This window comes from Actinoallomurus acanthiterrae (genome assembly GCF_054775715.1).
The window spans coordinates 3,290,637-3,311,092 of the sequence record NZ_BAAHCO010000001.1; the positions used below are offsets into that span (position 1 = coordinate 3,290,637).

Here is a 20,456-nt window from a genome sequence, read left to right on the forward strand (position 1 = left end):
CGCCGGCTCATGGGGTGTCGTCTCCGGCGGTGTCGTCGGTGACGATCTCGAAGCGGACCCGGGTGCCGGGCTGCAGCAGGGACGGCGGGTCGCGGTCGGGATCCCACAAGCGCAGCGTCGTACGGCCGAGCAGCCGCCAGCCGCCCGGGGACCGCGCGGGATAGACGGCGGTGTACGGTCCGGCGATGGCCACCGCGCCGGCCGGGACGGCGGTGCGCGGAGACTCCCGCCGGGGGACGTGCAGCGTCTCCTCGAGCCCGGTCAGGTAACCGAATCCGGGGGCGAAGCCGAGGTAGGCGACGACGTAGTCGCCCGCGGCGTGGCGCTCGGCGACCTCCTCCGGGGACAGGCCGGTGAGCGAGGCGACCTCCTCCAGGTCCTCCCCGTCGTACACGACGGGGATCCGCAGCGGCTCGCCGCCCGCCTCCGCCGCCTCGGGGAGGTGCAGGCCGCGCAGCAGCCCGTCCAGACGGCCCAGATCGGTGCCGGGGCGTGCCGTCACCAGCAGCGTCCGCTCCCCGGGGACGACCTCCACGATCTCCGGTCGGGCGAGCGCGCGCACCGCGGCGTGCAGCCGGTGCGGCGCGTCCGTCTCGATCAGCAGTGCGGCGTCCCCCGCACGGCGAACGTCCGTGATCGCGTCGTGAGTCTCCCCGCACACGTGCTCGTTCTCGATCCCGTTCCCGCTGGTCAAGCGAACGGCTCCACGGTCACGCCCGCCTTCTCCAGGGCCTCCCGTATGGAGCGGGCCAGTTCGACCGCGCCCGGGGTGTCGCCGTGCACGCAGATCGACCGGGCGTCGAGGCGTACCTCGGTGCCGTCGACGGCCTCGACGACGCCGTCGACGGCCATCCGCAGCGCCCGCCGTGTCACCCGCTCGGCGTCGTGGATCACCGCGCCGGGCTCCCGCCGGGAGACCAGTGTCCCGGCCGGGGTGTAGGCGCGGTCGGCGAAGCACTCGTGGACGATCGTCAGGTCGGTCACCTCGTGCAGGACCGAGCCGGGGAGGGTCAGCACGGGCAGCGTCGGGTCGTACGCCGCGACGGCGGCGGCCACCGCCTCGGCCTGCACCGGGTCGCGCACGATGCGGTTGTAGAGCGCGCCGTGCGGTTTGACGTACCGCACCCGGCCACCCTCCGCGCGGGCGATGCCGTCCAGCGCCGCGATCTGGTAGAGCACCTCGGCGGTCAACTCCTCGGCGGCGACGTCCATCTCCCGGCGGCCGAATCCGGCCAGGTCCCGGTAGGACACCTGGGCGCCGATCACCACGCCGCGCTCGACGGCCGCCGCGCACGTACGGCGGAGGATCAGCGGATCTCCGGCGTGGAAGCCGCACGCGACGTTCGCGCTGGTGATGACGGACATGAGGGCCAGGTCGTCGCCGAGCCGCCACGGCCCGAATCCCTCGCCCAGGTCGGCGTTGAGATCGATCACCCTGCCACGCTCTCATCCGACCGGTCGGTGATGAGCATCCGGCCCGGCGCGTGCGTGATCGCGAACGGGGGAGCGCTCGCCATCACGACCGCCTGCGGGGTGACGCCGCACGCCCAGAAGGCCGGTACGTCGCCCGGCTCGAGTTCCACCGGATCCCCGAACTGCGGGACGGCGAGCGAGGCGATGCCGATCTCGGCCGGGTCGCCGACGTGCACCGGGGTGCCGTGCATCGCGGGGTAGCGGGCGGTGACCTCGATCGCGACGTCGATCAGGTCGGCGGGGATCGGGCGCATGGACACCACGAGCGGGCCGGCCAGCCGTCCCGCGGGCCGGCACGGGCGGGACGTGACGTACATGGGGACGTTCCGGCCCTGCTCGATGTGGCGGAGGGGCACGCCCGCCGCCGCGAGCGCCGCCTCGAACGTGAAGCTGCAGCCGATCAGGAAGGAGACGAGATCGTCCCGCCAGTACGCGGTGGCGTCGGGCACCTCCGCGACGAGGGCGCCCTCCTGGTACACCCGGTAGGCGGGCAGGTCGGTGCGCAGGTCTGCGGCGGCGACCTCGCGGGCGTACGGGTCCCCGGGGTCGGTGACCTCCAGGATCGGGCAGGCCTGCGGGTTGCGCACCGCGAACAGCAGCGCGTCGAAGGCCAGCTCGCGGGGGACGGCGAGGAGATTCGCCTGGACGTATCCGCGGCACCAGCCACCGGTGGTCACCGGCGTCTCACCGGTGCGGAACACCTCGCGGGCCTGTGAGGGGGTGAGGATCCCAGGATGGTCCATGGTCGTCATGGCAGGTTCATGCCCGCTGAACGTCCTTTACAGCGCGTCCCCCGTATCGGTCTCACGGCACGCTGTCCGACGGTCGGCCGGAATCGGCCGGAACCGTCGCCTGGAGGGCGAGGAGCAGTCGCGCCACCGTGTCGATCATCGCGCGGATCGCGTCGGGCCGCGCCTCGACGAGGTCGCGGGCGATCATGCCTTCGATCGTCGCGACGAGGATGTCGACGTCCACCGGGGCGTGCGGGTAGCCGGCCTCCGCCAGCACCTCCGCGACGATCTCGTGGCAGCTTTTGGTCCAGGCCCGCGCGAACGGCCGGAACGCCGGCTCGCGCCCGACCTGGAAGTACAGCTCCCACAGGGCCAGCTGACGACTCCGCTCGGCCTCGCAGGCGGGGGCCAGCGCGCTGACGACGGCGTCGGCGACCGCGGCCGGGTCGGTGTCGGTGAGCGGCCGCAGCCGCTCGCGCATGGACGACACGTCGCGCTGCACCAGCCGGGCGAACGCCTGCGTCAGCAGGTCCTCGCGGGAGCGGAAGTAGTACGTGGTGGCGGCGAGCGGCAGCGCGGCCCGGTCGGCCACGGCCCGGTGGGTCACCTGGGCGAACCCGCCCGCCTCGAGGAGGTCGACGGCCGCGTCGAGCAGTGCCTCCTTGCGCTGCCGCCCCCGTGCCTGGGCCGGCTCCTGCCGCGCCTCGGCGGCCGTGTCCGCGGGGGGTGTCCTCGAATGTCGTTCCGCCTCGGCCGGCTCTGCGGCGCGGGCGGCGTCACGGATCCCCGGCTTGCTCTTCGCGGCCTCCGCGCGCCCGCGGGGAGGCATCCGTCTGCCCCAGGCCATGACGACCTCTCCAGTACTGGTACAGGTGTACCAGTAAAGCCTAGGGGGTGGTGTCCGGTGGATCGCCGCGCGGCCGAAGAGAGATCCACCGGACGTCCCCTAGTTTTCGGGGCTGTCGCGCAGGGCCAGCAGTGCCGCCCGGAGCGCCCGGGGATCGCCGTCGGTCTCGTTCAGGATCGCCATGAACCGGTGGAGGATGGAGTGCCGGTCGTGCCCCCGGTCGAGCAGGCGCTGGGCGACCGTCCACAGGTGCGGCGGGTCACCGTCCCAGATGCGCGAGGCGAGCCGGAGGTGGGCCTCGATGTGCGCCGGATCGGCGTCCGGATGCTCGAACGTCAGCAGCAGGCGCCGATCGTGGTCGTTCGACGGGTCGAGACGCGTCAGGTCGATGTCGGCGTTGCCGCCCGTCAGGAACGGGAACGCGAACGCCCGCCGGGCCAGGGCCTCCAGGTCGCCGTCCGGCAGCAGCCGCTCGACGAGCTCCCGGTCGAGCCCGAACGTGGTCGGGTCGCGGTACGCCTTGGCGAACTTGCCGGTGATGTCCCAGACCTTGTCGAGGGTATGGCGGACGCCCTCCTCGGGCAGGCCCGTACGTTTGCTCGCCCAGCGCACCCACGCCGCGAGAACGTGCGGCATGGCCTCCTGCTCCGCGGGCGACAGCATCACCTTGCGCGGCAGCCAGTGCAGCAGGAACGTCTCGCACTTGATCGGGCTCACCCGCAGCGGGCGGCCGAAGTCGTGGTCGCAGCCGTAGTCGATGATGCGGTCGACGCAGCGGCTCGCCGCGGACCGGTCCGACAGCTCCTCCGCCTCGTCGGAGGCGAGGAACTGCGCCGCCATCGTCGCGCGGCGGTCGTGGCCGTACACCGGAGGCAGGGCCAGCCGGCCGCCGGGCGGCAGCGCCCGCACCCGGGCCCGGACGAACGCGTGGTAGTTGCCGAAGGTCTCCTTGACCGGCGGGTCCTCGGTCGCGTCCGTGACGGCGAGGGCCCTCTCCAGCCGCGCCCGGGCCTGGGCGGCGGGGATCGGCTCGAACCGCATCAGGGCGTTCTCCTCGGCCTCCTTGCGGCAGTAGCCGAGCAGCTTGTCCACCTGCGAGGAGACCCACGCGTCGATCACCATGCCGCGCTCGTTGTGGTCCACCACGACCACCAGCGCGTGCCGCTCCTCCCCGCCGTACGTGTAGGTGCACACGATGGAGTCCTGGTCGCCGTAGACGTCGTGGGAGACGTAGCTCTCCTCGGAGACGACCATGCCGACGCGGTCGGCCCAGCCGGGCCGGGCGACCCCGGCCTCCACCTCCATGAGCGGGAGCGCGGCGTTCTCGGCCTTGGCGGCCTGGCGCGGCGTGCCCAGGGCCGCGATGCCGGTGAGCAGCGCGAGGGCCGCCGGGGTACGCGCCTTGGCGGCGTACTCGACCAGCGCCTCCCCGACGAGCTTCTCGACGTCCTCCTGGACGAGGCGCTTGCCCCACCAGGTGCCGAGCATCTCGCTGACGATCAGCTCGGCGTCGAGGGGGCTGCGGACGGCCAGGAGCTCACGGGCGGCACGGAGCATCTCGGCGAACACGGCGTCCGGGGGCGGCGCGGGGCGCCGGGTCATGCGACCTCCCCATGGGAGGACGCGTCCGTGCCACGGCGGGACCCGCCGAGCGACTCGCGCATCGATCGGCCTCGCCTGAGCGCCGGATACGCGGGACACGCCCGGGGAGCGGCGTCCGCGGGGGCGCGCGGGCCCACCTCGCGCAGGTCGCTCACGTTCTACCTTTTCGGAGTACGTCCCGATGCGCGCCCGTGACGGATGCGCGAGGGATTAGTGGTCCAGTGTCCGACCACTCACCCTACTCGCCCGAGGGGCGTTCGGGTCGGCGTCCCGAGGGTGGTTCCGACTTGATCATCGACATCAGGTGCTCGCGCGCGACCACCTCGACGAGCGTCGGCGTCAGGTCGACGCCGAGATGTCGGGCCCGCAGCCGGAGGTCACAGACGCAGCGCTCCACCACGTCGCGGGAGAGGGCGGGGAAGTCCCGGCAGAGCCGACCGACCACCGGATCCCGTACGTCGACCTGCAAGACCAGCTGCGTGGAGGTCATGCCGACCCCTCTCGCCTCAGACGATTCCAGTCCACCTGCGTCCCGCTCAGCGCCCAATCTCGGTCCTCCCCCGAAGCAGTGTCAAGACCTCCGGGGGGACAGGTCGCCCTTGCCTTCCTCAGTGTTCCCGCTGGGGTCGGCGGGCTCACCGGGGCGACCGAAATTCCTGGTCGAAACGGGATGAGACCCCGCTTTTTCGTCGAGCCAGGCGGGGTGATGCCGGGCGGCCCACTCCGGCGTGACGTGCCCGAGGAACATCCCGGACAGCGCGCCCGGGTCCCGCAGGGCGTACCAGAGGTGCCCGAGGAACACCACGAAGATCGCCAGGGTCAGCCAGTCGTGGACGAAGGTCGCCCCGGTGCGGTAGACGTCCGGCCACGGGTGGGGGAACGTCAGGATCGTCCCGGTGCCCAGCATGACGAGGATCGCGCCGGCGACGAACGCCGCGTTGAGCTTCTGACCCGCGTTGAACTTCCCCACCGGGTGGATCCCGCGGCCGCCCACGGTCGCCCGCCGGTCCCGGCCCCGCAGCCACCCCCAGTCGGCCGGGGAGAACCGGTTGAGCCGCCGCAGGTCGTTCCGGAAGGCGCGCGACGCCCAGCCGAGCAGCGCGGGGACCGGCAGCCCGAACCCGGCGACGATGTGGATCATCCGGAACAGGTGGCGCCGCCCGACCGTCTCGGCCAGCGCCGGGACGTACAGCACCGCCGCGGTGGCGAGGCAGACGAGCATGAGGACGGCCGTCACGTGGTGCACGCTCCGTACGGCGCGAGTGAACCGGATCATGACGTGTATCCGTTCGAACGGCCGATCCACGCGTCCACGTCGTAGCCGCGGACCTCCCAGTAGCCCGGCTTGACCCGGTCGACCAGATCGATCCCGCCGAGCCACTTGGTCGACTTGTAGCCGTACATCGGCGCGACGTACATCCGCACCGGGCCGCCGTGCTCGTGACTCACCGGGCCGCCCAGCATGCTCGTGGCCACGATCACGTCGCGCCGGCGCGCCTGCTCGAGCGTGAGCGCCTCGGTGTACGCACCGTCGAACGAGGTGAACCGGACGCCCTTGGCCCCCGGCCGTACGCCGACGACGTTCAGGAGGTCGGGCAGGGCCACTCCCGCCCACGCGACGTCCGGCACCGTCCATCCGGTGACGCAGTGGAACGTGTCGGTCATCCGTGTCTGCGGCAGCGCCCCCAGGTCGGCGAGGCTGAACGTACGCGGGTGATCGACCAGCCCGCCGACGGTGAGGCGGTAGTCGGCCGGCTCGACGCGCTTGACGGAGTCGACCACGGAGTAGAAGCGGAAGCCGCCGGCCGCCGGGATCAGGCCCGAGACCCGCGAGCCGACCGGGCCGACCGCGCGGTTGACGCCGCTCTGGACGCGCGCGCCCACGACGACGCCCACGGCCCCGAGGCCGACCATGCCGAGGACGACGCGCCGTCCGACAGGGGTTCCTTCGCTGGTCATGTCTACATTCGAGCACCACGGAGGCCGCCTTCGGAATGGCGGCGGACGATACGTCAGCGAACCGTCACATCTCCCCGGGGTCGTACGCACCTCTTCGGTGACCCGGTGTGACCGCCGGGGTCCGGACGGTGCAGGATTGAGGCCGGACGCTCCCGGAGGACGCCATGACGATCTCGCTGCCCATCGATCCCGAGGCCAACGCGCTGCTGAACCGCAGCCCGCTGGCGCTACTGATCGCGATGCTGCTCGACCAGCAGGTGCCGCTCGAGCGCGCCTTCGCGGCGCCGTACGAGCTGGCGCGGCGGCTCGGGCGCGACCCCGACGCCGAGGAACTGGCCCGGTTCGCCCCTGACGCGCTCGTGACGGTCTTCAGCGAGCGGCCCGCCTTGCACAGGTACCCCAAGGCGATGGCGGCCCGTGTGCAGGCTCTCAGTCGCGCCGTGGTGGAGGAGTACGACGGGGCGGCCGAGCGGATCTGGACGGAGGCGGCGACCGGCCGCGAGCTCCTGAACCGGCTCGGCGCGCTGCCGGGCTTCGGCGACCAGAAGGCCCGGATCTTCCTGGCGCTGCTCGGCAAGCGCCTCGGCGTGCGGCCGGAGGGCTGGCGTGAGGCGGCCGGTCACTACGGCGACGAGGGCGCCCACCGCTCGGTCGCGGACATCGTCGACGAGGAGTCCCTGGGCCTGGTCCGCGCCTACAAACAGGAGATGAAGGCCGCGGCCAAGGCCCGAAGCTGATTTACAAAGCTTGTCAAACCGGGAAATGTGCCGCGAAGTCGACAGCTGCCAGAACCGCCTCCGGCGGACCGCTCACGGTGTGTTGAGGACGACACGGGACTCGCCGAGATCGGGGATGTCGCCCGCCCGGTGACGATCGGCCCCTATCATCATGCTTCCCGCCGGACACGCGGTCTCGCACCGAGTGACCGGAGGGTGACCGGAGGGCGCGCCTGGCGCGGTCGCCGGAATAACGATGCCGTACGGGGCTTCCGTCGGCGCCGAAGCATCGACATGATGAAAACCTGACTCCGAGCGGTGTTGTGATGGAGGCGGGAGCGCTAGCCTGCTCCCATTCACCCATAGTGATGCGGAAATGCCTCGCAGTAGGTCCGAGCGCGCGACGGAGGTGTCGACGGTGAGCACCGATACGTCTGTGCCGCACCCACGAATCTCCGGTCTCGACGCGTCGGACTCGGCGCTGTTCGCCACGTTGCTTCGGGAGGCTCCGATCGGGTTCGCGCTCTTCGACAACGACCTGCGCTTCAAGCGCGCCAACGAGATGCTGGCGCGCATGCACGGCGTCAGCGTCGCCGACCTCGAGGGCAACCGGCCCGCCGAGGTCATCTCCGGGGAGATCGGGGGCGTCATCGAGGCCTCCGCCCGTAAGGCCCTCGACGAGGACCGCCCGGTCCTGGACGTCGACCTGCCGCTCGGCGAGCGGCACTGGGCCCACTCCTGGTTCCCCGCCCACGGTTCCGAGGGCGAGGTGTCCGGCGTCGTCATGGTCGCCGTCGACGTCACCGACCGTGTCCTGGCGGAGCGGTCGATCCGCCGCAAGGAGGAGCGCTACCGCTCCCTCGTCGAGGCCAGCTCCCAGGTGGTGTGGGTGACCACGCCGTCCGGCGAGGTGGTCGACGACGCGCCCGAGTGGCGGGCGATCACCGGCCAGACGCACGAGGAGTACGCCACCGAGGGCTGGCTGGGCGCCGTGCACACGGAGGACCGGCCGCGCATCGAGGAGACCTGGCGGGCGTGCGTCACGAACGACCGGATCTTCGAGGCGACCTACCGCATCCGCACCCGCGCGGGCGGTTACCGCAACTACGACGTGCGCGCGGTGCCGATCCGCCGTGACGGTGAGATCGTCGAGTGGGTCGGCGCCAACACCGACGTCACCGGCAAGCGCGAGGCCGAGGAGATGCGCGGCCGCCTCACCGAGCAGCTGTCCGCCGCCGCGCTGCGCACCGCGCGGCTCCAGCAGGCGACGTCCATGCTGGCCGAGGCGCTGACCGTCAACCAGGTCGTCTCGGTGATCACCGAGGTCGGCCGGTCCGCGATCGGCGCCGACCGGTCGGCCGTCGCACTCCTGGAGGACGACAAGCTCCGTCTGCGCATGATCACTCCGGGCGGCATCCCGGAGCTCCCGGGCCCCGCCCGGGAGGAGATCGGCATCGACGGCGCCAGCGTCATGTCGATCGCGGTCCGTGAGCGGCGGCCCTTCCTCGCGGAGAATCCGGTGAGCCTGCGGCTGCAGCTCAAGGGCGACGAGATCGCCGACTTCGTCCGGCGCACCGACGAGCGCGCGTGGGTCGGTCTGCCGCTGCTGGCCGCCGGCCGCGCCCTCGGCGCGCTGCGGTTCTCCTTCACCCGGCCCCGGGAGATCACCGAGGAGGAGCGCGTCTTCCTCGAGGCCCTGGCCGGGCAGTGCGCGCTCGCCGTCGAGCGGGCGACCCTGTTCGAGCGGGAGCACAAGACCGCCGAGGCACTGCAGCGCAGCCTGCTGCCCGACCGCCTCCCGCAGCTTTCGGCGATGCGCCTGGCCGCCCGCTACCACCCGGCGACCCGGCACGTTCAGGTCGGCGGCGACTGGTACGACGCCTTCCCGCTGCAGGACGGCCGCGTGGCGATCGCGATCGGCGACGTCATGGGCAAGGGCGTCAAGGCCGCCGCCGGCATGGGCCGGGTGCGCAACGCGCTGCGCGCCCTCGCGCTGAACGACCCGCGCCCGGCCGCGGTGATCACCGGTCTCGACCGGCTGTTCGCCGCCACCGAGGGATGGGAGCAGATCACCACCCTGGCGTACGCCGTCATCGACCCCGCGACCGGCGAAGGAATGATCAGCAACGCGGGTCATCTTCCGCCGCTGCGGATCTTCCCGGACGCCCCGCCGAGGGTCAGTGACGCGGAGGCCGGCACCCCCCTCGGGTGGCCCTCCGAGCGAGAAGAGACAATTTTTTCGGTCCCACCCGGCAACACTGTGGTCTTCTACTCCGATGGACTGGTGGAGAACCGTAGACGGGGGCTCGATGCCGGTCTCGACGAGATCGTCTCGATCGCCGCCGCTGCCCCATCGGAGGTGCTTGCAGATCCTGAGATACTCGTTGACTTCTTGGTCGACCGGATGCTGGCCGGGTACGACCATGATGATGACGTGACAGTACTTGCCCTACATGTTCCGCCGAAGACGGCGTAGCACGTACGAAGGACCGCCCAGTGCCCTCTAAGGTGGGTGTCACCGGGCAGACTCCACCGCGCGGAATAGGCGGGCGTGCCAGACTGCTAAACCGAAGGTGAGGCAGGGGTACGCTGCTCAGCGCATAGAGCCTGCAGGGCCGGCGCCCGACAGAGCACTGGGTAAACATAGCCACACGTTTCGTTCGAGAGGTGTTTGTGTCGCCTGCGAGTTCGACCTCCAAGCCGTCCGAGCTGCACGAGCACGTTGTCAGGCAATTGATCGAGCGTGGGCGTTCCCAGGGCTACCTCGAGGCCGATGACGTACGCCGTGCGTTCGAGGAGGCCGACATTCCCGTGTCGAAGGCCTCGAGCATCTTGCGGAGTCTCAGCAAGGAGGGTGTGACCGTCATGGTGAGCGCTGCCGACTCCGCGGCGCCTAAGCGCGCGCGCAACAGCAGCAGCAAGCGTGCGACGCCCGCGACCAAGAAGCCCAAGACGACCACCGCCGCCGCCAAAGAACAGGACACGGTGACCGCCGTCGTCGACGACGAGGTCGACACGCCGGTGCGGCCAGCCCGCGCCAAGAAGACCGCGGTCAAGCCCAAGAAGGCAGCGCCCAAGAAGAAGACCGCCGAGCCGCCGGTCGCCAAGAAGGCGACCAAGGAGCCCGAGGACACCGACGAGGTCACCGACGACGCCGACCTCGAGGTCACCGACCTCGACGAGGCGGACCTCACGGACCTCGAGGAAGTCGACGAGGCCGCCGACCTGGAAACGGGGGACGACGCCGAATCCGACGCCGCCGCCGAGACCGAGGTCGAGGCCGAAGAGGCGCCCGCGGCCCCGGCCGACAACAACAACAAGAAGCCCACGGGGGAGGACGACTCCTTCGTCATCGGAGACGACGACGAGGACGCCCCCGCGCAGCAGATCGCCGCGGCCGGTGCCACCGCCGACCCGGTGAAGGACTACCTCAAGCAGATCGGTAAGGTCCCGCTGCTCAACGCCGAGCAGGAGGTCGAGCTCGCCAAGCGCATCGAGGCCGGCCTGTTCGCCGAGGAGAAGCTCGCCCTCGAGAGCGACACGCTCGAGTTCCAGGTCCGCGAGGACCTCGAGTGGATCGCCGAGGACGGCCGCCGGGCCAAGAACCACCTGCTCGAGGCCAACCTTCGGCTCGTCGTCTCCCTCGCCAAGCGCTACACCGGGCGCGGGATGCTCTTCCTGGACCTCATCCAGGAGGGCAACCTCGGCCTGATCCGCGCGGTGGAGAAGTTCGACTACACCAAGGGTTACAAGTTCTCGACCTACGCCACGTGGTGGATCCGGCAGGCGATCACCCGCGCCATGGCCGACCAGGCGCGCACGATCCGCATCCCGGTCCACATGGTGGAGGTCATCAACAAGCTGGCCCGCGTGCAGCGCCAGATGCTCCAGGACCTCGGCCGCGAGCCGACCCCGGAGGAGCTGGCCAAGGAGCTGGACATGACGCCCGAGAAGGTCGTCGAGGTCCAGAAGTACGGCCGAGAGCCGATCTCCCTGCACACCCCGCTCGGCGAGGACGGCGACAGCGAGTTCGGTGACCTGATCGAGGACTCCGAGGCGATCGTTCCTGCGGACGCGGTGAGCTTCACGCTCCTGCAGGAGCAGCTGCACTCGGTGCTCGACACGCTGAGCGAGCGGGAGGCCGGCGTGGTCTCGATGCGGTTCGGCCTGACGGACGGGCAGCCGAAGACCCTCGACGAGATCGGGAAGGTCTACGGCGTCACCCGCGAGCGGATCCGCCAGATCGAGTCGAAGACCATGTCGAAGCTGCGCCACCCGTCCCGGTCGCAGGTGCTGCGGGACTACCTCGACTGAGGTGTCGCGCCTAACGTTCCGATAACGATGGGCCCGGGCCGGCATCGCCGGTCCGGGCCTTCTCGTGTCCCTGAGCACCCCTAGGGCCTGTCTCAACGGGGGCTTTGAGACAGGCCCTAATCGGTGATCACGTCGAGGTCCGTGCCGGTGAGCTCGGCGGTGTAGCCGAGGTCCAGCACGGTCTTCAGGAGTTCCTCCGGGCCGGCCGGGTCGGCGCCGTTCGCCAGCAGGGCGCGGGCCAGCGCGCCGCGGGTCGCCTTCGCCATGTGGCTGACGACCGTCCGCCGGCCGTCCTGCTCGCGGAAGACGCGGACCCGGACCACCGGGGCCTTCCACGCGGCGGCGTACGGCGCCGAGCGCATGTCCACCAGCAGGCCGCTCGCGGGCAGGACCTCGCTGAGGACGGGACGCCATACGGCCGCCAGAGGGCCCAGGGGCGGCAGTTTCACGCCCATGGAGAGCCGGTACGGGGGGACGCGGTCGGCGGGCCGTAGCGCGCCCCACAGCGCCGAGAAGATCAGGACCGAGCGCGCGGTGCGCTCCGGATCCAGCGTGGGCAGGCCCAGGTTGTCGTAGAGCACGCCCGTGTAGAGCCGCCACGCCGGCAGCGTGGGCGCGGTGCGCAGTCGGCGGTTCCGCCCGATGGTGTCGGCCTGCCCGGGGGACAGGCCCAGCACGTGCCGTGCCGCCTCCTCCGGGCTCGCGCACAGGGCCTCCAGCGCGCCGAGCACCCGTTCCCGGGTGGCGGTCAGGCCGGGAAGGCTCAGCGCCGTCAGGTCCAGCGGCGGCCCGTCCCCCTCGGCGGCCTTGCCCTCCGAGGGCGGCAACAGGATCAGCATCGTCCTCCTTCATCGGAGCGGCTGGATCGGGCCGTGTCCGGAATACGAGACGACGGCCACCCTGGCTGGGTGGCCGCCGTCATGGGTTATCGGGTCGGCTGGCCTGGCCTACCGGTCGTCCTCCGTGGGGGATGCAGGGGTCTCAAGCAGCCGGTCGGTTTCGTCGTGAATCTCAGCGCCCTTCGCACGAAGCGTTTCGCCGTACTTACGGCCGTGGTGCGCACAGAACAGCAACTCTCCGCCGCCCGCGAGGACCGCGCGGACGTAGGCCTGAGCACCGCAGCGGTCGCAGCGGTCCACGGCCGTCAGCGGCTTTATTGGGGCAAGAGCTCCAGTCACGTCGCCTTCCTCGTCTCGGGGTCGGTCGCTTAGGACAACATCTAACCTGACGCGAGCGTTCCCATGCGGGTTCTGTGTACGCCGAGAGCGGAATAGGCCCTGAGGTGACAAAGGTCACCGTGGCGCGGATTGTCAGACTTGTTCCCAGCGGAATACCCGGACCGCGATCACCGTGGCCACGACCGCGAAACCCAGCAGGACACCCATCTGCGGCAGGACCGACGCCGGTCCCTCGCCGCGCACCAGGACCTTGAGCATCCCGCTGTTGAGGTGGCGCAACGGGAAGATCTCCGACACGATCCGCAGCCAGCGTGGCGCGTCGTCGATGTTGAAGAACGATCCGCCGAGGAAGGCCATCGGCAGTACGACGATCTGCGTGACCCCCTGTGCGGCCTCCTGCGTCTTGGCCCAGGCTCCGATCAGCATGCCGATCGCGAGGAACGCCAATACCCCGCACAGCACCATCGGGATCGCCATCCACCAGAAGTGCGCGAGCTTAAGCCCGAAGAACGGCATGCTCGCCACACCGATGAACAACGCGGTCTGCACCATGGCGACCCCGAGGCTGACGATGACCCGCGCCGCGAACACGCTCCGGATGGGCACCGGCGACAGGCGCAGGCGCCGAAGCAGGCCCTTCGTCCGCCATGTCACGAGTGTGGTGGACGCGCCGAACATGCCGGCCGAGGCGAGCGCCCAGCCGAGCAGGCCCGGGGTGATGTACTGGATCGGCTTCAGCGACTTGTCCTCGACCTGCTGCCCCACCAGGCTGTACTTCGGCGGACGCCCGGACGCCGCCTGGTTGGCCGCCTGCACCAGGCCGTCGATCTGGCCCTGCGCGGTCCCCGCCTTGACCTGGTCGGCCGCCGAGAAGTGCAGCACGACCTGGTCGCCGCTCTGCTCGATCGCCGCCTCGTAGTCGCCCTTGCGGACCTTCTCCAGGGCGGCGTTCCGGTCGGAGATCTTGGTGAACTTCAGCGACTTGTCCACCCCCGCCCGCATCTCGGCCGGCATCTGGTCGACGATCGCCACCGAGCCGATCTCGAGCACCTTCGACTTCGGGGTCGACTGCCGGGCGAACACCCCACCGATGATCACCAGGAACAGCAGGGGCAGCGCGACCGTGAAGAACAACGCCCCCCGGTCCCGGCGGAAACCGAGGAACATCGCACGCGCCAGGCTCTGGAAACTGCTCATGCTCGGTACTCCCGCCCGGTCAGATTGAGGAAGACGTCTTCGAGGGTGGCGCCCTTGATCTGGACGCCGTCCAGCGCGCCACGGGCGGCCAGCGCCGCCACGACGGAGGAGGGATCGCGGGTGGCGATGACGAGCGAGACCCCGTCGTCGGTCACGTCGTCCACGCCCGGCAGCGCACGGGCCTCCGCCACGCTCAGCACGCCGCTCACCACGCCGATCCGGGTCGCGGCGTCGAGGTCGCGGACCAGCGCGGCGGGCGGACCGTTCTGCAGGATCCGCCCCCGATCGATGATCGCCACCCGGTCGCACAGGGTCTCGGCCTCGTCCATGTAGTGCGTCGTGAGCACGATCGTGCGGCCCTCGGTGTTGATGGCGCGCAGGACGTCCCACAGGTTGCGGCGCGCCTGGGGGTCCAGCGCGGCCGTCGGCTCGTCGAGGAACACCAGCTCCGGCTCGTGCACCAGCGCGCACGCGATCGACAGGCGCTGTGCCTGGCCGCCGGACAGCTTCTCCACGGCGGTGTCGGCCTTCTCCGTCAGGCCGACCGTCTCCAGCATCGCGTCGGCCTTGCGGTCCGGCACCCCGTACAGCGAGCCGAAGGTGCGCAGCTGCTCCCGCGCGGTGAGCCGCTCGAAGAAGGAGGATGCCTGGAGCTGGACGCCGATCCTCGGCAGCAGCTCCGGGTCGCGGGGCCACGGGGACCGGCCGAGGACGGTGACCTCACCACCGTCCGCCTGGCGCAACCCCTCGATGATCTCGAGGGTCGTCGTCTTCCCCGCGCCGTTCGGCCCGAGGATTCCGAAGAACTCCCCCTCCTCGACCGTCAGCGTCACTCCGTCGACCGCTCGTACGTCGCCGTAGCGCTTCCGCAGATCTTTGGCGACAATCGTGTTGGGCATGGCTGAACCATAGAGACGGGTAGATTGCCGAACACCCTCCTTTAGATGGAGTTACGCCAGATCGACCGCCGTGTGGTCGCCTCCGCCCAGGGATGGAGGACGTACCGGACGGCGCGCCGGTCCGCGTAGTGTCGGTGCCGACGGGTACTCTGCTGCCCGCACGCCCTACCCCCGAGGAGCAGAGCCGTTGACCGCCGCCACCATCACGACTGAGGACCCGCACGGATACACCGCGCGGCACCTGTCGGTGCTCGAAGGGCTCGAGGCCGTACGCAAACGACCCGGGATGTACATCGGGTCCACCGACAGCCGTGGCCTCATGCACTGTCTCTGGGAGATCATCGACAACTCCGTCGATGAGGCGCTCGGCGGTCACTGTTCCCGCATCGACGTCGTCCTGTACGCCGACGGCTCGATGGAGGTCTGCGACGACGGCCGCGGCATCCCGGTCGACGTCGAGCCCAAGACCGGCCTGACCGGCGTCGAGCTGGTCATGACGCGGCTCCACGCGGGCGGCAAGTTCGGCGGCATCTCCTACACCGCGTCGGGCGGTCTGCACGGCGTGGGCGCCTCCGTGGTCAACGCCCTGTCCGCCCGGCTCGACGTCGAGGTCGACCGCGACGGCCACACGCACGCGATGAGCTTCAAGCGCGGCCTTCCCGGCGACTTCGCCGACGACGGGCCCACCGCCAAGTTCACCAAGAAGCCGGCGAAGCAGCGGGGGCTGCACCAGACCAAGCGCGTGGCCAAGGGCGTCACCGGCAACCGCGTGCGCTTCTGGCCCGACCGTCAGATCTTCCTCAAGGACGCCGCGATCGCCGGCGAGACCGTCGTCGACCGCATGCGGCAGACGGCCTTCCTGGTGCCGGGCCTCACCATCGCCGTCCGTGACGAGCGGGGCGAGGAGCCAGTCGAGCACGAGTTCCGGTTCGACGGCGGGATCAGCGAGTTCTGCGACCACCTGGCGAGCGACCCGCCGGTCTGCGACGTCCTGCGCATCCAGGGCCGCGGGCACTTCACCGAGACCGTGCCCGTCCTCGACGAGCAGGGCCACCTCACCCCGACCGACGTCGAGCGCGACATCGACGTCGACGTCGCCCTGCGGTGGGGCACCGGCTACGAGACGATCACCCGGTCGTTCGTCAACGTGATCGCCACGCCCAAGCACGGCACCCACGTCACCGGCTTCGACCGCGCGCTGGTCAAGCTGATCAACGACCAGCTCCGCGCCACCAAGCTGCTCAAGAACGGCGACGACCCCGTCATCAAGGACGACATCCTCGAGGGCCTCACCGCCGTCGTCACCGTGCGCCTGCCGGAGCCGCAGTTCGAAGGCCAGACCAAGGAGGTCCTCGGCACCTCGGCCGCCACCCGCATCGTGTCCGCGGTCGTGAGCCGGGAGCTGAAGGAGGCGTTCGAGAGCCCCAAGCGCGGCCAGAAGCAGCAGATGCGCGCCGTCCTGGAAAAGGTCGTCGCCGCGTCCAAGGCGCGCATCGCCGCCCGCACGCAGCGGGAGAACCAGCGCCGCAAGAGCGCCCTGGAAAACTCCGCGCTCCCCGCCAAGCTGGTCGACTGCCGCACCACCGACGACCGCAGCGAGCTGTTCATCGTCGAGGGCGACTCGGCGCTCGGCACCGCCAAGCTGGCGCGCAACTCCGAGTTCCAGGCGCTCCTGCCGATCCGCGGCAAGATCCTCAACGTGCAGAAGGCGTCCGTCGCCGACACGCTCAAGAACGCCGAGTGCGCCTCCATCATCCAGGTCCTCGGCGCCGGCTCCGGCCGCACCTTCGACCTCGACTCCGCGCGCTACGGCCGCGTGATCTTGATGGCCGACGCTGACGTCGACGGCGCTCACATCCGGACCCTGCTGCTCACGCTCCTGCACCGCTACATGCGGCCGATGCTCGAGTCCGGGCGGGTCTTCTCCGCGGTGCCTCCGCTCCACCGGATCGAGCTCGTCAAGCCCAAAAAAGGGCAGGACAAGCACATCTACACCTACTCCGACGCGGAGCTGCGCAAGAAGCTCGTCGAGTTGGAGCGCCGCAACGTCCGGTGGAAGGAGCCGATCCAGCGTTACAAGGGGCTGGGTGAGATGGACGCCGACCAGCTCGCCGAGACGACGATGGATCCGCGCTACCGGATGCTGCGCCGCATCCGCATCGAGGACGCCGAAGAGGCGGAGAAGATCTTCAGCCTGCTGATGGGGTCGGAGGTCGCCCCGCGCCGGCAGTTCATCGCCGCCGGCGCCACCGAGCTCGACGAGGCCCGCATCGACATCTGACATCCCTGGCACGTCGCGACGACGGCCTGCTCGCCCCGGTCGGGGCGGGCAGGCCGTCGTCGTTTTACTCCGAGACGTCTGCCATGCCAACAAGATCCGGCACCTGCTAACATTTCTTTGCATGTTCGCCATCGCGATGAGCCGCCTCGCATGAACGGCGACGAGCTGGTGCGCGTACTGGCGACGCTGGCCAATCCCCACCGCGTCCGGGTGATCGCGGCGCTCGCGCGGGAGCGCGCGTACGTGAGCGAGCTCGCCCGCACGCTGGGCATCAGCCGGCCGCTCCTCCAGGTGCACCTGCGGAAGCTGGAGGCGGCGGGCCTCGTCTCGGCGCGGATGGAGGTGTCCGAGGACGGCAAGGCGATGAAGTTCTACGAGGTCAACGCGTTCACGATCGAGCTGACGCCCGAGGTTCTCGAAGCCGCGGAACGAACCTTGAGCACGCCGGGCGAAGGGCCGGGCGACGAAACGAAGGGATCTCCATGATGGACGGACATGGCTTGGCGGAGGCCGTCGGCGCCTTCGGTCTGTTCGCCCTGCTCACCTGCGTGATCACGGTGACCATCTGGCAGCTCGCCGCCACCCGGCGGGCCAAGGTCCTCGTCGTACGGGAACAGGAGTACCGCAGGATCGCCGAAGAGGCCCTCGCCGCACAGCGGAGCACCGAGCAGCTGCTGACGGAGCTGGGCGGGCGGATCGGCGAGATTCAGTCCCGCATGGAATCACTCGAAAGGATCCTGCAGACGGTCGAGTGACGGACCTGCCCTGGGCCGCCGAGCTGCAACTCGACGGCCCAGGTGACGAAGAAGCACCACCTCGCCCGTAGGGCGAGCTCTCACAGGAACGCTCCTTCTCGGAAAGGACAGCAGTTCATGCTGCCTACTGGCAAATCGACCCGCCCGCCTGCCGGGCCGGCCCCGACCGGTCCACCTCGGCAGGGTGCCCTGGTCGAGCGGATCGCCGGCTGGTCGATCCGGCACCGCCTCCTGGCGATCACCGGCTGGTTCGCCCTCGTCATCGTCGCCGTACTCTCGAGCGCGCTGATGCCGGGAGACACGATGAACAGCACGGACCCCGGAGAGTCCGGCCGGGCCGATCGGGCGCTGTCCGCGCAGCGGTCGTACGTGCCGATCGAGGAGAACGTCCTCATCCAGGACCGTACGCCGGCGGGGGAGCGGTTCGCCGACAGCGCCGAGCTGCGGAACGCCACTCGCGATCTCGTGCTGACCCTGCGCCGGACACCGGGTGCGGTGAGCGAGGTCCATTCCCCGCTCGGCGACGACGCGGACGCGAACCGGCTGGTCTCGAGAGACGGCCGCTCCGGGCTTGTCACGTTCCAGGTCGCGGGTCCGGACGACCTCCTCCACGCCCACTACGACGCCGCCGTGCGGGCCGTGGACTCGGTGCGGGCCCGCCATCCGCGGGTCAGGCTGGCGCAGGCGGGGGACCACAGCCTGACGCTCGCCGTGGACCAGGGGATCAAGGGCGACTTCAAGAGCGCGGAGTTCGTCTCGCTCCCGCTCACCGTGCTAATCCTGCTCGTGGTCTTCGGGTCGCTGATCGCGATGGGGATTCCGCTGCTGCTGGCGGTGACCACCGTGGTGGGCACGTTCGGCTTCCTGCAGGTGATCGCCCACTGGGTTCCGGTGAACAGCGCGACGTCGTCGATGGTCCTGCTGATCGGCATGGCCGTGGGCATCGACTACTCCCTGTTCTACCTGCGCCGTGAACGGGAGGAGCGCGCCGCCGGACGCGGCGTCGCCGAGGCGCTGCGGATCACCGCGCGCACGTCCGGCCGCGTGGTGGTCGTCTCGGGGCTGACCGTGATGCTCTGCCTGTGCGGGCTGCTGTTCACCGGACTGGACAACTTCCGCGGCCTGACGGCCGGATCGGTCCTCGTGGTCGGCCTGGCGATGGTCGGCTCGGTCACCGTCCTTCCCGCTCTCCTGGCTCTGCTGGGCCGGTGGGTGGACAAGGCCCGCGTTCCGCTGCTCGGCCGCCGCCGGACCACCGCGACGGAGTCCCGGGTCTGGTCACTGGTCGCTCGTGCGGTCGTACGGCGTCCGCTGCTGTGGGGCGGGGCCGCGACCGTGGTCCTGGCCGTGCTGGCGCTGCCGGCGTTCGGAATGCGGCTGCAGGACGCGGCGACCACCGACAGCCTGCCGCGCAGCGTTCCGGTGGTGGACGCCGCGCTCCGCATGCAGGAGACGTTCCCCGGCACGCCCGCACCGGCGCGGGTCGTGATCTGGGCGAAGAACGGCGGCCCGGTGGACGGGCCGACGGTGAACCGCGCGATCGACGACCTGCGCGGGCGCGTCGCCGCCGGTGACCGCGCCCTCGGCGAGCCCATCTCCGCGGTGACCGTCGACCGCGTCGTCGTCGTACGGGTGCCGCTGGCGGACTTCCGGAACAATGGCGCGGCGAACCACGCCCTGGAGACGCTCCGCGACCGGATCCTGCCCGCGACGCTCGGCCGGGCGGACGGCATCGACTACGCGGTCGCCGGGAAGACCGCCGTCGCCCACGACTTCGCCGGGCAACTGGAGGCCCGCACGCCGCTCGTGTTCGGCTTCGTGCTGGTCCTGGCGTTCGTCCTGCTCGTCGTGGCGTTCCGCTCCCTGGCGATCCCGGTCATCTCGATCGCGTTGAACCTGCTGTCGATCGGCGCGGCGTACGGGGTGCTCACCTGGGTGTTCCAGGAGGGTCACCTGGGCTCGCTGCTCGGCTTCCGCTCGTACGGCGGGGTGGTCGGCTGGCTGCCCGTGTTCATGTTCGTGATCCTCTTCGGGCTGAGCATGGACTACCACATCTTCATCCTCAGCAGGATCCGCGAGCGCTGGGCCACGGGAGCGGACACCCGGGACGCGGTGGTCGGCGGCATCGCCGGCAGCGCCGGGGTCGTGACCAGTGCCGCCGTCATCATGACCGCGGTGTTCAGCGTCTTCGTCACCCTGACCGCCATCGAGTACAAGATGATGGGCGTCGGCATGGCGGTGGCCATCGTCATCGACGCCACGATCGTCCGGGGAGTGCTCCTGCCCGCGGCCATCGCCCTGCTCGGCCGGCGGTGCTGGACCCTTCCGCGTGGGCTGCGACGGCTGCTCCCGGGATCCGCTCCGGTGCACTGATCGGCAGCGATCCCTGGCGATCGCCGCGCCGGTCACCAGGGATCGCCCGGCGGGGTGCTCGTCTCCACCCGCGGGTGGACGGGCCCGGAATCCAACCCGGCTCCGATCCGTGACGGGCGGCGGATTCCTAC

At 70.7% G+C, this 20,456-nt stretch carries 19 protein-coding genes; 7 read left to right on the top strand and 12 right to left on the bottom strand.

Annotated features, from left to right (window positions below):
• Nucleotides 1–7 precede the first annotated feature (7 nt).
• From pxpB to ACYVF7_RS16085, 8 genes are all read right to left on the bottom strand, one after another.
• The gene (pxpB, locus tag ACYVF7_RS16050; protein ID WP_460340489.1) at nucleotides 8–694 is read right to left on the bottom strand and encodes a 5-oxoprolinase subunit PxpB; all 687 of its coding nucleotides are present in this window, start codon (nucleotides 692–694) and stop codon (nucleotides 8–10) included.
• Complete coding sequence (locus ACYVF7_RS16055; RefSeq protein ID WP_460340492.1) at nucleotides 691–1,434, bottom strand: LamB/YcsF family protein; 744 nt, start codon at nucleotides 1,432–1,434, stop codon at nucleotides 691–693. Before ACYVF7_RS16055 ends, pxpB begins: the two co-directional genes overlap by 4 nt.
• Nucleotides 1,431–2,216 (bottom strand): putative hydro-lyase, encoded by a 786-nt coding sequence (locus tag ACYVF7_RS16060; protein WP_460357942.1) that lies wholly within the window; start codon nucleotides 2,214–2,216, stop codon nucleotides 1,431–1,433. Before ACYVF7_RS16060 ends, ACYVF7_RS16055 begins: the two co-directional genes overlap by 4 nt.
• A 61-nt stretch (nucleotides 2,217–2,277) precedes the next feature.
• Entirely contained in the window at nucleotides 2,278–3,051 is a 774-nt protein-coding gene (locus ACYVF7_RS16065; RefSeq protein ID WP_460340495.1) for a TetR/AcrR family transcriptional regulator, read from the bottom strand.
• Nucleotides 3,052–3,150: 99 nt separating this feature from the next.
• Nucleotides 3,151–4,653 (bottom strand): hypothetical protein, encoded by a 1,503-nt coding sequence (locus ACYVF7_RS16070; protein WP_460340498.1) that lies wholly within the window; start codon nucleotides 4,651–4,653, stop codon nucleotides 3,151–3,153.
• 238 nt (nucleotides 4,654–4,891) lie between these two features.
• The gene (locus ACYVF7_RS16075; RefSeq protein ID WP_460340500.1) at nucleotides 4,892–5,143 is read right to left on the bottom strand and encodes a hypothetical protein; all 252 of its coding nucleotides are present in this window, start codon (nucleotides 5,141–5,143) and stop codon (nucleotides 4,892–4,894) included.
• Between the two features lie 81 nt (nucleotides 5,144–5,224).
• Nucleotides 5,225–5,929 carry a cytochrome b/b6 domain-containing protein gene (locus tag ACYVF7_RS16080; protein WP_460340502.1) on the bottom strand — a complete coding sequence of 235 codons (705 nt, stop codon included), beginning with the start codon at nucleotides 5,927–5,929 and terminating at the stop codon, nucleotides 5,225–5,227.
• Complete coding sequence (locus tag ACYVF7_RS16085) at nucleotides 5,926–6,612, bottom strand: molybdopterin-dependent oxidoreductase (RefSeq protein WP_460340504.1); 687 nt, start codon at nucleotides 6,610–6,612, stop codon at nucleotides 5,926–5,928. The genes ACYVF7_RS16080 and ACYVF7_RS16085 overlap by 4 nt, the downstream gene beginning before the upstream one ends.
• 164 nt (nucleotides 6,613–6,776) lie before the next feature.
• Here ACYVF7_RS16085 and ACYVF7_RS16090 point away from each other — a divergent pair, with 164 nt between their 5' ends.
• The 3 genes from ACYVF7_RS16090 to ACYVF7_RS16100 all read left to right on the top strand — a co-directional run bounded on the left by ACYVF7_RS16090 (nucleotide 6,777) and on the right by ACYVF7_RS16100 (nucleotide 11,642).
• Nucleotides 6,777–7,349, top strand: a complete 573-nt coding sequence (locus tag ACYVF7_RS16090; RefSeq protein ID WP_460340507.1) for an HhH-GPD-type base excision DNA repair protein — start codon at nucleotides 6,777–6,779, stop codon at nucleotides 7,347–7,349.
• A 397-nt stretch (nucleotides 7,350–7,746) separates the two neighbouring features.
• Nucleotides 7,747–9,804 (top strand): SpoIIE family protein phosphatase, encoded by a 2,058-nt coding sequence (locus ACYVF7_RS16095; RefSeq protein ID WP_460340510.1) that lies wholly within the window; start codon nucleotides 7,747–7,749, stop codon nucleotides 9,802–9,804.
• A 197-nt stretch (nucleotides 9,805–10,001) separates the two neighbouring features.
• A complete protein-coding gene (locus tag ACYVF7_RS16100) occupies nucleotides 10,002–11,642 on the top strand; it encodes an RNA polymerase sigma factor (RefSeq protein WP_460340513.1) in 1,641 nt (546 codons plus the stop codon).
• 116 nt (nucleotides 11,643–11,758) lie between these two features.
• Here ACYVF7_RS16100 and ACYVF7_RS16105 read toward each other — a convergent pair whose 3' ends face one another.
• The 4 genes from ACYVF7_RS16105 to ACYVF7_RS16120 form a co-directional block, all read right to left on the bottom strand.
• Nucleotides 11,759–12,481: a YaaA family protein gene (locus ACYVF7_RS16105; protein ID WP_460340515.1), complete on the bottom strand. Its 723-nt coding sequence runs from the start codon at nucleotides 12,479–12,481 to the stop codon at nucleotides 11,759–11,761.
• A gap of 108 nt (nucleotides 12,482–12,589) precedes the next feature.
• Nucleotides 12,590–12,820, bottom strand: coding sequence for a DUF7455 domain-containing protein (locus ACYVF7_RS16110; RefSeq protein WP_460340518.1), 231 nt, complete (start codon nucleotides 12,818–12,820; stop codon nucleotides 12,590–12,592).
• A 132-nt stretch (nucleotides 12,821–12,952) separates the two neighbouring features.
• Nucleotides 12,953–14,017: an ABC transporter permease gene (locus ACYVF7_RS16115; protein ID WP_460340521.1), complete on the bottom strand. Its 1,065-nt coding sequence runs from the start codon at nucleotides 14,015–14,017 to the stop codon at nucleotides 12,953–12,955.
• Nucleotides 14,014–14,916: an ABC transporter ATP-binding protein gene (locus ACYVF7_RS16120; RefSeq protein ID WP_460340524.1), complete on the bottom strand. Its 903-nt coding sequence runs from the start codon at nucleotides 14,914–14,916 to the stop codon at nucleotides 14,014–14,016. The genes ACYVF7_RS16115 and ACYVF7_RS16120 overlap by 4 nt, the downstream gene beginning before the upstream one ends.
• A 187-nt stretch (nucleotides 14,917–15,103) precedes the next feature.
• Between ACYVF7_RS16120 and ACYVF7_RS16125 the strand changes: the two genes are divergently transcribed.
• The 4 genes from ACYVF7_RS16125 (at nucleotide 15,104) to ACYVF7_RS16140 (ending at nucleotide 20,325) form a co-directional block, all read left to right on the top strand.
• The gene (locus tag ACYVF7_RS16125; protein WP_460340527.1) at nucleotides 15,104–17,197 is read left to right on the top strand and encodes a DNA gyrase/topoisomerase IV subunit B; all 2,094 of its coding nucleotides are present in this window, start codon (nucleotides 15,104–15,106) and stop codon (nucleotides 17,195–17,197) included.
• A 150-nt stretch (nucleotides 17,198–17,347) separates the two neighbouring features.
• Nucleotides 17,348–17,683, top strand: a complete 336-nt coding sequence (locus ACYVF7_RS16130; protein ID WP_460340530.1) for an ArsR/SmtB family transcription factor — start codon at nucleotides 17,348–17,350, stop codon at nucleotides 17,681–17,683.
• Complete coding sequence (locus ACYVF7_RS16135) at nucleotides 17,680–17,952, top strand: hypothetical protein (RefSeq protein ID WP_460340533.1); 273 nt, start codon at nucleotides 17,680–17,682, stop codon at nucleotides 17,950–17,952. Before ACYVF7_RS16130 ends, ACYVF7_RS16135 begins: the two co-directional genes overlap by 4 nt.
• A gap of 117 nt (nucleotides 17,953–18,069) precedes the next feature.
• Entirely contained in the window at nucleotides 18,070–20,325 is a 2,256-nt protein-coding gene (locus tag ACYVF7_RS16140) for an MMPL family transporter (RefSeq protein WP_460340536.1), read from the top strand.
• Nucleotides 20,326–20,456: the final 131 nt, after the last annotated feature.